The sequence below is a fragment of the Janthinobacterium longum genome (genome assembly GCF_051380735.1).
In the GTDB taxonomy this organism is placed as follows: Bacteria; Pseudomonadota; Gammaproteobacteria; order Burkholderiales; family Burkholderiaceae_D; genus Janthinobacterium.
The window spans coordinates 273,843-286,098 of the sequence record NZ_JBNYXQ010000005.1; the positions used below are offsets into that span (position 1 = coordinate 273,843).

Genomic DNA, 12,256 nt, shown 5'->3' on the forward strand with positions numbered 1-12,256 from the left:
ACGAACTCACACAATCGAGTTGCCATCAAGACCAGGTGTAGCCGCAAACACGGCGCTGATAAAATCGATGAACACGACAGCACGCCGGGGCAGCAAGCGCTGGGCGGCATACACCGCATTGAGCGGCATGCGCGGTGCCGCGTGCTCGCTCAGCAAGGCGCGCAACTTGCCGCTACGCAGCTCCCCGGCCACCGTCCACGACGGCAGGTAGGCAATGCCGATGTCCTGCAGCACCGCCTTGCGTATGCCTTCCAGGCTGTTCAGGCGCAAGCGGCCCTGCACCTGCACCTCGCCGCCCTTGAAAGGCCAGCCACCTGCGCCCGCCATCAAGGTGTAGATCAGGCACTGATGCTGCAGCAGATCGGCCGGTTGCTGTGGCACGCCATGTTTTTCCAGGTAGGTCGCGCTCGCCACGCAAATGCGCTCGGAGGTGCCGACACGGCGCGCCCGCAAGGAGCTGTCCTTCAGCACGCCTCCCCGAATGGCGATATCGACGCCTTGCGCAACCAGGTCGATGTAATCGTCGCCGAGCCTTAGCTCCACCTCGACGTCGGGATAGCGCCCGAGGAAGCCTGGCAGCGCGACGATGATTTTTTCCGTGCCCAGCGTTGGCGCGCAAGACACCCTCAACAAGCCATGGGGCTTTTGCTGGCCGCGCGCATCGGCGTCAGCCTGCGCGATCAGATCGAGCGCCTGGCGTGCCTGCGCGTAATAGCGCTGGCCTTCCGGCGTAGCGACCAGCTGGCGCGTGGAGCGATGGAGCAAGCGCGTATCGAGCGCCTTTTCAAGCGAGGCGATGTGCCGGCTGACGTTGGGCTGGCCTATGCCCAGTTCGCGCGCCACCGCCGAAAAGCTGCCCGTCTCGACAGCGCGCACCAGGCACTGCATCCACAGTAACTTATCCATTTTTAAATTCCCCGATGAGTATTCATGCAGCTGAAGCATAGCTGATATGCGCGCCGCCTGCCTTATCACGGGGCCGTTCGCGAGGCACACTGCATCCCTGCCCACACACCAGATCAAGGAAAAACATCATGAAACTCGCAGAAAAAGTCATCGTCATCACCGGCGGCAGTACTGGCATCGGCCTGGCTATCGCCAAACGTTTTGCAAGCGAAGGCGCGCACGTCTACATCACCGGCCGCCGCCAGGCCGAACTCGATGCCGCAGTGCAAGCCATCGGCGGCACGGCCGAAAGCTCCCGCGTCGATTCGGCCGACCTGGGCCAGCTGCAAGCGCTGTTCGACCGTGTGAAGGAAAAACACGGCAAGCTCGACGTGCTGGTCGCCAACGCCGGCGGCGGCTCCCTGCTGCCGCTGGGACAAATTACCGAGAAGCACTTCGACGATACCTTTGCACGCAACGTCAAAGGCACGCTGTTCACCGTACAGACCGCGCTGCCACTGCTGGGCATGGGCTCGTCGGTGATACTGACCGGCTCCACCGCAGCGAGTGGCGGCACCGAAGCGTTCAGCGTGTATGCTGCGTCAAAAGCGGCCGTGCGCGCCTTTGCCCGCAACTGGATCCTGGACCTGAAGGGCCGCGACATTCGCGTCAATACCCTGAGCCCCGGCCCGATCAAGACCCCGGGCCTGGTGGAACTGGTCGGCAACGACGCCGGCCAGCAGCAAGGCTTCCTCGACCACCTGGCATCCCTGATCCCGATGGGCCGTGTCGGCGACCCGGACGAGATCGCAAAGGCGGCGGTGTTCCTGGCCTCCGACGATGCGAGTTTTGTCAATGGGATCGAGCTGTTTGTGGATGGGGGCTTGCGGCAGATTTGATGGGGTGGCAAAAGTATCAGCTTGGCCAAGGATGGGTCGGACATGACACGCCTTGGTTGAGGTTTGCAGGACAACTACCTGCCTCACCGCGCGAAGCAAGCAGGAGCATTGATGTTAAAGTACCTGGCACACCATGCACCACTGCATTGGACACCTGTTTGAATACGACGCAGGAGAAAAAGCGACTATGTGGAACACCATCACGATCGAAGAACCGCCTGCGATACTGGCGAGCGAAGAAGAGATTGAAGCGTTCGAAGAGCGCATGCAGCTTGCGTTGCCAGCCGACCACCGGGAGTTTCTCAAAAAGTTCGGAGAAGGCGTCCTTTTCAACTATTTCCGTATCTTTGGTCTCGACAAAATAACAGCGGAAGCGAAAGACTTCCAGGATCGCTGGCAAGAATATTTTCTTTGGGAAGACCCTGGCAGCGCCCTGAAGATAGCTCAAATGGCGAACTGCGTCATTATCGGCGACAACTTCAACGGTGACGAACTGGTCGTATCGCACGATTATCCCGGCGAGGTCTTCTATTTCCCTCAAGACGAAGAGCAGATTCTGAGGCTGGGACCATCGCTTGAGGACGCACTTGTCAAGCTTGTACATCAACAGACCAGCGCAATCGAACAGTACCCGGAAGAGGAGCGAGAAGAGTGGGACCTGCGACCGGTATTCAATCGCGCAAGTTTTTGAATGGAAAGCTGGAGGGAAAGGTTACGCCAAGCACCAAAAGTGCGCTGCGCGGCCAGGGCTACTTCCATCATGTGCAGGCTGAGTTATCATGGATATGGTCACGGTCGACTTGCAATGAAAAACCGGACTCACATCTGACTCAACCATGAAAAAAGGGCTTGACGATTACTCGCAAGCCCTTTTCTTCTTATAAATTCTTGGTGGGAAGTGCAAGTTTCGAACTTGCGACCCCTGCAGTGTGAATGCAGTGCTCTACCCCTGAGCTAACCTCCCGAAGCGAGGCGTATTATTACATACGTCTTGCGCCATCTGCAAGGGCGCGGGCAAGAAATTGTGCGCCGGCCATTCTTTTCTGATCAAGCTGCAGGAGCTGTACTGACGGCGGTCCAGATGCACTGGCCTTTGACGGCCTTGTCGAGGCCGGCGATGGTGGCTTCGTGGGCGGCGATTTCGTCGGCGCTGGCGGCCTGGAAAATGACTTCGGCCAGCGGGACGATTTCCAGAACGGCGCCGTCGACGGGGGCTGCCACTTCTTCTTCCATGCTGAGGCTGTTCTGGCCGCGCGTCATGGCCAGGTAGACATCGGCCAGCAATTCCGAGTCGAGCAGCGCGCCGTGCAGTTTGCGGTGGGCGTTCGAGACGCCGTAGCGGTCGCACAGGGCGTCGAGCGAGTTGCGCTTGCCGGGGTGCATTTCCTTCGCTTGCACCAGGGTGTCGATCACGCCATGCACCTGTTCGTGCACGGGCGGCAGGTTCAGGCGCTTGAATTCGGCGTTCAGGAAGCCGATATCGAACGGGGCGTTGTGAATGATCAGTTCGGCACCGGCGATATAGGCGCGCAACTCCTCGGCGATTTCGGCGAACTTGGGTTTGTCGCTGAGGAATTCGGTGGTCAGGCCGTGGACTGCCAGCGCGCCCTCTTCCGAATCGCGTTCGGGATTGATGTAATGGTGAAAATTATTCCCGGTCAGCATGCGGTTGTTCAACTCGACCGCACCGATTTCCAGGATGCGATCACCCGTGCGCGGGTTCAGGCCGGTGGTTTCAGTATCGAGGACAATTTGACGCATGAGGCACTCACATAAAAGCAAAAAAGCGAAGGACGCAGTATAGCAAACCTGCGTCCTTGATTCAGGGCTGGCTGGCGACCTCGCAACGCTAGGTACGCACGGTTTCCACGCCCATGTTGGCCAGTTGATCAGCCCGCTCATTGCCCGGATGGCCGTTGTGGCCGCGTACCCAGCGCCATTCCACCTGATGCACGGCCTGGGCCGCATCGAGCGCCTGCCACAAGTCGACGTTCTTGACGGGCGCATTGGCGGCCGTCTTCCAGCCGCGCGCCTTCCAGCCGTGGATCCACTCGCTGATACCCTTTTGCACATACTGGCTATCGGTGTACATGACCACCTGGCATGGCCGCTTGAGCGCCGTCAGGGCTTCGATCACGGCCTGCAATTCCATGCGGTTGTTGGTCGTGTTCAGCTCGCCGCCGTAAATTTCCTTTTTGGCGCCATCGGCCACCATCAGCGCGCCCCAGCCGCCTGTGCCGGGGTTGCCCTTGCATGCGCCATCGGCATAAATTTCAACCTTCGTCTCAACCTTTGTTTCAACCTTATCCATGTTCCTGTTCCCGCCTTTTATTGGTAACCGGTATGACTGCGGGGGCCGTCGCCGGTTTTTTAGTCCACGCCGGACCGATCAAACGCATCCCTTTGACGCGCTTGATGGCCTGCACTATATACACTGCGCCCAGATATGGCCACCAGCGCGCGCCGGCCTTGTCCATATACGCGTGGCGGCGCAGCCATTTATCGGTCTTGCAGGCGGGCGCGTAACAACCGAAATGGCTGCGGCTCACGCCCATGTTCAGCAATTTCAGCCAGTCCTTCATGCGCGGCATGGAGATCAGCTCGCCTGCCCTGGGCAGGTAATGGCGGCCCGTCAGGCGGGCCAGGCCCTGGCGCGCGCCCCACAGGCTGGCCGGGTTGAAGCCGCAGATGATCAACTGGCCTTCCGGGATCAGTACACGCTCGACTTCGCGCAGCACCTGGTGCGGCTCGGCCGCAAACTCCAGCACATGCGGCAACACCACCAGGTCCAGGCTGTGCGAATCGAACGGCAGTTCATCAAAAGCGCAGACCAGCTTGAGTCCGCTGCCCTGCGGCTGGCTGGCAGGCAGGCGCGCATCGATCTGCCATTTGTTGGGCATGCGGCTGGCGGCCAGCGCGTCGAACTGTGGCAGGCCCAGCTGCACGGCGTTAAAGCCGAAAATATCGACCGTCAGGCTGTCCAGGCATTGCTGTTCCCATTGACGCACGTACACGCCGGCCGGCGTCTGCAACCAGCCGTCAAGCGCTATAATGGATTTTTCGGATGCCGCACTGTCCATTCAGTTTTCTCTCTTACACATGACCAACTCCCCTGAACACGCTTTATCGGTACTTGCCGTGCCCGCCTTTAACGACAATTACCTGTGGCTGATCCATGACGGCAAGCAAGCTGCCGTGGTCGACCCCGGCGACGCCAAACCCATCCTCGCAGCGCTCGCCGCGCATGGGTTGACGCTGTGCGCCATTCTACTGACGCACCACCATGCCGACCACACCGGTGGCGTGCCTGAATTGTTACAGCATTTCAGCGTTCCCGTCTTCGGCCCGCGCAACGAGGCTATCACAGACATCACGGAACAGCTGGCCGAAAATGATGTCGCCATTGTCGCCGAACTGGGCCTGTGCTTGAGCGTGATTGACGTGCCCGGCCATACCAAGGGCCATATCGCCTATGTGCGCCAGCGCGGCGAAACCAATGGCCCACCGTGGCTTTTCTCTGGCGACACCCTGTTTGCCGGCGGCTGCGGCCGCTTGTTCGAAGGCACGCCGGGCCAGATGGCCGACTCGCTGGGCAAACTGGCCGCCCTGCCCGACGACACGCTGGTGTATTGCGCCCACGAGTATACCCTGTCCAATCTGCGCTTTGCCAGCGCGGTCGAACCTGGCAACCTGGCGCTGCAGGAACGGCTGGCTGTCGATACGGAAAAACGCCAGCAGGGCTTGCCGACCGTGCCGTCCACCGTGGGCCTGGAAAAAGCCACCAATCCCTTTTTGCGCTACCGCGAACCGGCCATCCTGGCCAGCCTGAAAGTGGCCGGCAAGCTGGGGCATGACGCGTCGCCGGTGGAAGCGTTTGCAGCGCTGCGCATGTGGAAAAACAATTTTTAATTTGCCTCCCTAATGCCATACGTGAAAAATCCCGGCATGCCGGGATTTTTTCATGCTCGCTACCGTAACAATCAGATTTCTTCGTACAGCGGCAAAGTCAAAAATTCGGCAAACGATTCCGAGGTCGACATTTCTTCAAAAATCTGGCCGGCGCGGACATAAGTCGGGCCGTCGCCACCGGGCGCATCGCGTTGCACCTTGGCCAGTTCCTCCGGAATCATGGCGCGCACCATCTCGGCAGTGACCTTGCGGCCATCTTCCAGCACGCCCTTGCTGGAACGAATCCACTGCCACACTTGCGAACGGCTGATCTCTGCCGTGGCCGCGTCTTCCATCAAGTTATGAATCGGCACGCAACCATTGCCGGCCAGCCAGCTACCCAGGTAGTGGATGCCGACGTTGATGTTGTAGCGCAAGCCCGCTTCCGTAATCGGCGCTTCCGGCTGGAAGTTCAGCAGGTCGGCCGCCTTGACGTCGATGTCCGGGCGCTGCTTGTCGATCTGGTTCGGCTTGCTACCCAGCACCTTGGTAAACTCGCCCATGGCCAGCTCAACCAGGCCAGGGTGGGCGACCCAGCCGCCGTCGTAGCCGTCGGTGGCGTCGCGCGCCTTGTCGTTGCGCACGCCGCCCATGGCGACATCGTTCTTTTCCGGATCGTTCTTGATCGGGATCAAGGCTGCCATGCCGCCGATCGCAGGCGCACCACGTTTGTGACAGGTTTTCAGCAGCAGCAAGGCGTAAGCACGCATGAAGGGGGCGGTCATGGTGACCTTGGCACGGTCGGCCAGGCAGAAGTCCTTGTCGAGCTTGAATTTCTTGATGCACGAGAAGATGTAATCCCAGCGGCCCGCGTTCAGGCCCGAGCTGTGCTCTTTCAGTTCGTACAGGATTTCATCCATCTCGAAGGCGGCCAGGATGGTTTCGATCAGTACGGTGGCCTTGATGGTGCCTTGTGGCAGGCCCAGCTCGTTTTGCGTCATGACGAAAATATCGTTCCACAGGCGCGCCTCGAGGTGCGATTCCATCTTGGGCAGATAGAAATACGGACCGGCGCCGCGCGCCAGCTGTTCTTTGGCGTTATGGAACATGAACAGGGCGAAGTCAAAAATGCCGCCCGAAATGCGTTTGCCGTCGACCAGCACGTGTTTTTCATCGAGGTGCCAGCCGCGCGGACGCACCACCAGGGTGGCGATCTTGTCGTTGAGCTTGTACGACTTGCCGTTCTGCTCCAGCGAGATGGTCCTGCGCACGGCGTCGAACATATTGATCTGGCCCGTCAACTGGTTGTCCCAGTTGGGCGTGTTCGAGTCTTCAAAGTCGGTCATGTAGCTGTCGGCACCCGAATTGAAGGCGTTGATCACCATCTTGCGCTCGACCGGACCGGTAATTTCCACGCGGCGGCATTGCAGCGCTTGCGGAATCGGTGCGATCTTCCAGTCACCATCGCGGATATGCGCGGTATCTGGCAGAAAATCAGGACGCTCCCCTGCATCGAGGCGCCTGGCGCGCTCGACACGCACGGCCAGCAATTCCTGGCGGCGCGGCTCGAATGCGCGCGTCAGCTTTGCCACCAGCGCCAGCGCCTCTGGCGTCAGGATCTGTTCGTAACCAGGCTGGATCTCGCCCGTGATGTGCATGCCTTCGGGCAAAGCGATGGGGGATTGCGTCATGATGTTCTCCGTTATAAGTAAAAGTAATCTGGCCGGCAAAGTATAAGTTGTAGCGATGTTGTGGCACGGTCGTTTCGCGCGCTGTTGTTGTATAGTATATTCACTATAAGGCATGGAAACGAGATTAAAAATCACTTCATCCATGCGTTTTTGTCACAAGTGAAGGGGCATCATGGGACAGTTCCGGCAAATCTCCACCTTTGTGGAAGTCGTCGCAAGGGGCAGCTTGTCGGCCGCCGCGCGCGCCGAGGGCATTGCGCCGGCCATGATAGGGCGTCGCCTTGATGCACTCGAACAGCGCCTCGGCGTCAAGCTGCTGCAGCGCACCACGCGCAAGCTGGCCTTGACCAATGAAGGCGCGGCGTTTCTGGAAGACTGCCAGCGCATACTGGCCGAACTGGAAGAGGCGGAACTGGCGGTGGCCGAACGCAGCGTCAAGGCCAGCGGCCACCTGCTTATTTCGGCGCCGGCCGGCTTCGGCCGCCAGCATGTGGCGCCGCTGATCCCCTCTTTTCTTGCCGAGCACCGCGACGTAACGCTGGCGCTGAACCTGAACGATCGCTTGGTGGACCTGATCGGTGAAGGCATCGACGTGGCGATCCGCATTGCCAGCCTGTCCGATTCAACGCTGGTCAGCACCAAGCTGGCCGACAATCACCGGGTGGTGGTTGGCACGCCCGCTTACCTGAAGAAGGCCGGCGTGCCTCGCCTGCCCTCGGATCTGAGCAAGCATAACTGCCTGGCGATCAGCGGCGAAGGCAGCCAGCGCGGCTGGACTTTTCGCGAAAACGGCAAGAACGTGACTTTGAAAGTGTCGGGCAATATGGTCTGCAACGACGGCGAAGTGCTGCACGACTGGGCGCTGGCCAGCAAGGGCCTGGCCTGGCGATCGATGTGGGAAGTGGGTGCGGAGATCGAATCGGGGCAATTGATGACGGTGCTCGATCAGTTTGCTGCACCCGGCAACGATATTTATGCCGTCTTCGCGCAGCGCCGCCATCTACCCTTGCGCATCCGCGCGTTTGTCGATTTTTTGCGGAATAGCTACGCACAGCCGGATTACTGGCGCGAACGCGCAATTTGATACGGCAGTGATGCCAGTAAGGAGGTTGAGAAACCTCCAGGCGAAAAAAAATCCCCGGAGACCGAGGATTTCTTTATTTCGTTTGATCCAGCGTATTAGATTGGCTGAATGTTCGAAGCTTGCTTGCCTTTAGGGCCAGCAGTCACTTCAAAAGAAACACGTTGGTTCTCTTGCAGGGACTTGAAGCCGTTCGACTGGATAGCCGAGAAGTGAGCGAACAGATCTTCGCCGCCTTCATCAGGGGTAATAAAGCCGAAACCCTTCGAATCATTGAACCATTTTACGATGCCAGTTGCCATTACAATTTCCTATTTCAGTTAAGTTGGGCTTGCGCCCGTTATATCGTTTGAAGCAAGAAAGAAATGACAGACTAACTGCACTACTACCTCGAATCCAACGATGCCCAATTATACCAACAAAACTGGGAAAAAACACTTTTTTGCAAAATAAACTTGCGAGGCTGAAGTTGATAGTTAAAACAGCCAAAATCCCGGTCTTGCGGCGCCGCAGAAGCAGCGGCATGAACACACTATATCCTAATTCGCGCCGCGCACGCTTTGCGTTATATCAAATATATCATTTGAACTACACCCACCTAACATAGTCGCTCAGGCCGAAAAGTCGGTAGCGGCGGCATCATGGGCAGCCAAGCGCAGCAAGGCACTGACCTGCGTGCTCAGCAGCGGCCACTCTTCCAGCACGTTGCCCGGATGGTTCAACAGCTGGCGCACCAGCTGTTCCAGGCGCCGGCATTCCTGGCCCAAGGAGGCAAAGCCGAAGGTGCCGGCCGAGCCAGCCACCGCGTGCAAGGCACGGTGCAAGGCGGTCAGCGGTTCCAGGCGCGGCCCTTCCGTATCGCAGCGCGCCTGGGCAGCGGCGATCGCCTGCATCAGCGCCGGCAGGCTGGCCGCATATTTGTCATTCAGGGCGCGCAATCGGGCACGGAAATCGGGGTCGATCAAGGTTGCCATGTTGGTGACGCCTGTGAATGAATTATTTGGTACCGAAGATACGGTCGCCCGCATCGCCCAGGCCCGGCACGATATAAGCGTGCTCGTTCAGGTGCGAATCGAGCGCGGCGGCAAACATCCTGACGTTCGGATGGGCGTTCTGGAACACGGTCACGCCTTCCGGTGCGGCCACCAGCGCCAGGAAGATGATCTGCTCGTCGGGCACGCCACGCTTTTTCAGCACGTCGACGGCGTACACGGCCGAGTTACCGGTGGCAACCATCGGGTCGCACAGGATAAAGGTACGCTCACTCGGATCCGGCAGGCGCACCAGGTATTCCACCGGCATGTGGGTGGCCGGATCGCGGTACACGCCGATATGACCAACCCGCGCCGACGGCACCAGGTTCAGCAAGCCGTCGCTCATGCCGATGCCGGCGCGCAGGATAGGCACGATGGCCAGTTTCTTGCCGGCGATGACGGGCGCATCGACCGTCATCAGCGGGGTAGTGATTTCACGCGTGGTCAGCGGCAGGTCACGCGTGATTTCATAGCCCATCAGCAGCGTGATTTCCTTGAGCAGTTCGCGGAAGGTGCGCGTTGAGGTGTCGTGCTCGCGCATATGGCTCAGCTTGTGCTGGATCAGCGGATGGTCGGTGATGAACAGATTGGGAAAACGTGGGTCTTGTTTCATGTGCTTGTACTCTTTCGTCAAGCGCGGCGGCCACTGGCCCTGCCTGCGCATAGCTGTCGATGAATGATGTCTGACCGCATTATCACAGCCCCAAGCACTGCTGTGGCTGGAATTTTCGAAATAATTGCAGCAATCACGGGCACTGCAAGGAGCGCGCCAGGATGGCCGCACAATCAGTACCGGCGGGCAAGCGACCATAGGCGCCGCCCGGCGCCTGGGCCAGCCGCGAGGCGATAAACGCCGTGGCAACAAAGCATGGTGCGTGGCGCAGCAGCAAGGCTGCCTGCACCGCCAGCAAGATGCGCTCCGACAAACTGCGTGCGCCAAACTCGTCCGTATCACCCTGCTCCAGAACCTGCAGCAATTGCGCACGATAGGCAACGAAGACCGCATCCGCATCGCCAGCCAGCGCCAGTTCCGCCGCCAGTGCCGCACGTGCGGCCGGCGAGCGGGCCAGCGCGCGCAGCACGTCCAGGCACATCACATTGCCCGATCCTTCCCAGATCGAGTTGACAGGTAATTCGCGGTACAGGCGTGCCAGCGGCGCCTCCTCCACGTAGCCGGTGCCGCCCACCACTTCCATCGCCTCAAAGCCGAAGCCGGGCCCGCGCTTGCAGATCCAGTATTTGCCGGCCGGCGTCAGCACGCGCGCCAGCGCTGCCTGTTCCTGATTGTCTTTCTCGTCAAAGCAGCGCGCCAGGCGCAGCGCAAACACCGTGGCCGCTTCCGATTCCAGCGCCAGGTCGGCCAGCACGTTCTGCATCAACGGCTGTTCAGCCAGCGTCTTGCCAAAGGCCATGCGCTGGCGCGCGTGGTGCAGCGCCTGGCTGAAGGCAGCGCGCATCATGCCGGTGCTGCCCAGCACGCAATCGAGGCGCGTATGGCTGGCCATTTCGATGATAGTCGGTATGCCCCTGCCGGCCTCGCCGACCCGCCAGCCAAAGGCGCCGGCAAACTCCACTTCGGCAGAGGCATTCGAACGGTTGCCCAGCTTGTCTTTCAGGCGCTGCACACGAATGGCGTTGCGGCTGCCGTCGGGCAAGTATCGCGGCAGAAAGAAGCACGACAGGCCCGCAGTACCTTCCTGCGCCAGGATCAGATGGGCGTCGCTTTGCGGCGCCGAGAAAAACCACTTATGGCCGACGATGCGGCAAGCGTTGGGTGCCTCGTCGCCGAACAGCGCTTGTGCCTCCAGCACAGGCAGCGCTTCGGCGATGGTGGTATTGCTGCGCACATCGGAGCCGCCCTGCTTTTCCGTCATGCCCATGCCAATCAGCGCGCCGCGCTTTTGCTCGACCGGCAAGGAACGGGGATCATATTCACGGGAAAGGATTTTCGGCAGCCAGCGCTGCAGTATCTGCGGCAAACCCGTGGCCTGGCGCAGCGCCGGCACCGAGGCAAACGTCATTGTGACCGGACACTGCGCGCCGTTTTCCAGCTGCCCTACTAATATGTAGGCGGCGGCACGCGCCACATGGGCCCCGGTCCCGGTCCCGGTCCCGGTCCCGGCGTCCGACCACGGCGCCGCGTGCAGTCCGGCGCCTATCAGCACTTCCATCAGGCCATGCCAGGCCGGGTGGAATTCCACTTCGTCGATGCGCCGCCCGCTGCGGTCGAACTGATGCAATTGCGGGCCATGCACATTGGCCAGCAGCGCCAGCGCGATCAGCTCGGCACTTCCCAGCCGTTCACCCAAGGCATCGAGCCCGTTGGATGCTGCCTCACCGCCTTCGCGCCGCACCGCCTCCTGCAACGCCAGATCGCAGGCAAACAGGTTGATGTTCTCGAAAGGGGTAGCCTGGTTGAACACTTCATGCGTATTTTCCTGCAGATGGCAAGCATTCATGGCGGTTCCTCATTGCGGTTTGCTATCATGGCACACTGGTCTGGCAGGTGGCACGACATGGCGCCTGCCTGCTTGCGAGACTAGCGCAAAGGCATGGCCGCGGCAAGCGTGACGCCGGTGAGGCCATGCATTCAAGATGAACAACACTCTTTACATTACTTGAAGCAATGTTGCTCAATTTCATGTTTTTGCCTGGTTTTCAATGATACATTCCCTATAAATCGGGTTCCGGCGAGAAGGCCAGGCGATTGATCGCTGCCCTCCCGACAGGGTTCCCATTACCAGGCGTATTGCCTATGAGGCAGCGCGCCATGCGCAA

The 12,256-nt window shown here is 59.9% G+C and carries 13 protein-coding genes and 1 tRNA gene; 4 read left to right on the forward strand and 10 right to left on the reverse strand.

Going from position 1 to position 12,256, the window contains the following annotated elements:
• Positions 1–6 precede the first annotated feature (6 nt).
• Positions 7–906: a LysR family transcriptional regulator gene (locus tag ACQ4WM_RS15725; RefSeq protein WP_436547615.1), complete on the reverse strand. Its 900-nt coding sequence runs from the start codon at positions 904–906 to the stop codon at positions 7–9.
• A 128-nt stretch (positions 907–1,034) separates the two neighbouring features.
• Between ACQ4WM_RS15725 and ACQ4WM_RS15730 the strand changes: the two genes are divergently transcribed.
• Together ACQ4WM_RS15730 and ACQ4WM_RS15735 are read left to right on the forward strand one after the other, a co-directional pair.
• The gene (locus tag ACQ4WM_RS15730; protein ID WP_436547616.1) at positions 1,035–1,784 is read left to right on the forward strand and encodes an SDR family NAD(P)-dependent oxidoreductase; all 750 of its coding nucleotides are present in this window, start codon (positions 1,035–1,037) and stop codon (positions 1,782–1,784) included.
• 133 nt (positions 1,785–1,917) lie between these two features.
• A complete protein-coding gene (locus ACQ4WM_RS15735) occupies positions 1,918–2,475 on the forward strand; it encodes an SMI1/KNR4 family protein (protein WP_436547617.1) in 558 nt (185 codons plus the stop codon).
• Positions 2,476–2,673: 198 nt separating this feature from the next.
• On the opposite strand, the gene ACQ4WM_RS15740 is transcribed toward ACQ4WM_RS15735, so the two are convergent.
• From ACQ4WM_RS15740 to ACQ4WM_RS15755, 4 genes are all read right to left on the reverse strand, one after another.
• A tRNA-Val gene (locus ACQ4WM_RS15740) sits at positions 2,674–2,748 on the reverse strand.
• A gap of 83 nt (positions 2,749–2,831) precedes the next feature.
• Positions 2,832–3,545 (reverse strand): DNA polymerase III subunit epsilon, encoded by a 714-nt coding sequence (dnaQ, locus tag ACQ4WM_RS15745; protein WP_436547618.1) that lies wholly within the window; start codon positions 3,543–3,545, stop codon positions 2,832–2,834.
• A gap of 88 nt (positions 3,546–3,633) precedes the next feature.
• A complete protein-coding gene (rnhA, locus tag ACQ4WM_RS15750) occupies positions 3,634–4,095 on the reverse strand; it encodes a ribonuclease HI (RefSeq protein ID WP_436547619.1) in 462 nt (153 codons plus the stop codon).
• Complete coding sequence (locus tag ACQ4WM_RS15755) at positions 4,088–4,864, reverse strand: class I SAM-dependent methyltransferase (protein WP_436547620.1); 777 nt, start codon at positions 4,862–4,864, stop codon at positions 4,088–4,090. Before ACQ4WM_RS15755 ends, rnhA begins: the two co-directional genes overlap by 8 nt.
• A gap of 19 nt (positions 4,865–4,883) precedes the next feature.
• On the opposite strand from ACQ4WM_RS15755, the gene gloB reads away from it, so the two are divergent.
• A complete protein-coding gene (gloB, locus tag ACQ4WM_RS15760) occupies positions 4,884–5,693 on the forward strand; it encodes a hydroxyacylglutathione hydrolase (protein ID WP_436547621.1) in 810 nt (269 codons plus the stop codon).
• A 71-nt stretch (positions 5,694–5,764) separates the two neighbouring features.
• Here the strand turns inward: gloB and aceB are convergent, their stop codons facing one another.
• Complete coding sequence (gene aceB, locus ACQ4WM_RS15765; protein ID WP_436547622.1) at positions 5,765–7,363, reverse strand: malate synthase A; 1,599 nt, start codon at positions 7,361–7,363, stop codon at positions 5,765–5,767.
• Positions 7,364–7,535: 172 nt separating this feature from the next.
• On the opposite strand from aceB, the gene ACQ4WM_RS15770 reads away from it, so the two are divergent.
• On the forward strand, positions 7,536–8,447 hold the full coding sequence (locus ACQ4WM_RS15770) for a LysR family transcriptional regulator (RefSeq protein ID WP_436547623.1): 912 nt from the start codon (positions 7,536–7,538) through the stop codon (positions 8,445–8,447).
• A gap of 95 nt (positions 8,448–8,542) precedes the next feature.
• On the opposite strand, the gene ACQ4WM_RS15775 is transcribed toward ACQ4WM_RS15770, so the two are convergent.
• The 4 genes from ACQ4WM_RS15775 to ACQ4WM_RS15790 all read right to left on the reverse strand — a co-directional run bounded on the left by ACQ4WM_RS15775 (position 8,543) and on the right by ACQ4WM_RS15790 (position 11,937).
• Positions 8,543–8,746: a cold-shock protein gene (locus ACQ4WM_RS15775; protein ID WP_010398811.1), complete on the reverse strand. Its 204-nt coding sequence runs from the start codon at positions 8,744–8,746 to the stop codon at positions 8,543–8,545.
• 309 nt (positions 8,747–9,055) lie between these two features.
• Positions 9,056–9,418, reverse strand: coding sequence for an Hpt domain-containing protein (locus ACQ4WM_RS15780; protein ID WP_436547624.1), 363 nt, complete (start codon positions 9,416–9,418; stop codon positions 9,056–9,058).
• 22 nt (positions 9,419–9,440) lie between these two features.
• Positions 9,441–10,091 carry a uracil phosphoribosyltransferase gene (gene upp, locus ACQ4WM_RS15785; protein WP_436547625.1) on the reverse strand — a complete coding sequence of 217 codons (651 nt, stop codon included), beginning with the start codon at positions 10,089–10,091 and terminating at the stop codon, positions 9,441–9,443.
• Positions 10,092–10,224: 133 nt separating this feature from the next.
• Positions 10,225–11,937, reverse strand: a complete 1,713-nt coding sequence (locus ACQ4WM_RS15790) for an isovaleryl-CoA dehydrogenase (RefSeq protein ID WP_436547626.1) — start codon at positions 11,935–11,937, stop codon at positions 10,225–10,227.
• Positions 11,938–12,256 lie beyond the last annotated feature (319 nt).

What these genes read in the sequence shown, in the direction of transcription:
- ACQ4WM_RS15725 (WP_436547615.1), bottom strand. Translation starts at nt 906, where the DNA reads ATGGATAAGTTACTGTGGATGCAGTGCCTGGTGCGCGCTGTCGAGACG.
- ACQ4WM_RS15730 (WP_436547616.1), top strand. Translation starts at nt 1,035, where the DNA reads ATGAAACTCGCAGAAAAAGTCATCGTCATCACCGGCGGCAGTACTGGC.
- ACQ4WM_RS15735 (WP_436547617.1), top strand. Translation starts at nt 1,918, where the DNA reads ATGCACCACTGCATTGGACACCTGTTTGAATACGACGCAGGAGAAAAA.
- dnaQ (WP_436547618.1), bottom strand. Translation starts at nt 3,545, where the DNA reads ATGCGTCAAATTGTCCTCGATACTGAAACCACCGGCCTGAACCCGCGC.
- rnhA (WP_436547619.1), bottom strand. Translation starts at nt 4,095, where the DNA reads ATGGATAAGGTTGAAACAAAGGTTGAGACGAAGGTTGAAATTTATGCC.
- ACQ4WM_RS15755 (WP_436547620.1), bottom strand. Translation starts at nt 4,864, where the DNA reads ATGGACAGTGCGGCATCCGAAAAATCCATTATAGCGCTTGACGGCTGG.
- gloB (WP_436547621.1), top strand. Translation starts at nt 4,884, where the DNA reads ATGACCAACTCCCCTGAACACGCTTTATCGGTACTTGCCGTGCCCGCC.
- aceB (WP_436547622.1), bottom strand. Translation starts at nt 7,363, where the DNA reads ATGACGCAATCCCCCATCGCTTTGCCCGAAGGCATGCACATCACGGGC.
- ACQ4WM_RS15770 (WP_436547623.1), top strand. Translation starts at nt 7,536, where the DNA reads ATGGGACAGTTCCGGCAAATCTCCACCTTTGTGGAAGTCGTCGCAAGG.
- ACQ4WM_RS15775 (WP_010398811.1), bottom strand. Translation starts at nt 8,746, where the DNA reads ATGGCAACTGGCATCGTAAAATGGTTCAATGATTCGAAGGGTTTCGGC.
- ACQ4WM_RS15780 (WP_436547624.1), bottom strand. Translation starts at nt 9,418, where the DNA reads ATGGCAACCTTGATCGACCCCGATTTCCGTGCCCGATTGCGCGCCCTG.
- upp (WP_436547625.1), bottom strand. Translation starts at nt 10,091, where the DNA reads ATGAAACAAGACCCACGTTTTCCCAATCTGTTCATCACCGACCATCCG.
- ACQ4WM_RS15790 (WP_436547626.1), bottom strand. Translation starts at nt 11,937, where the DNA reads ATGAATGCTTGCCATCTGCAGGAAAATACGCATGAAGTGTTCAACCAG.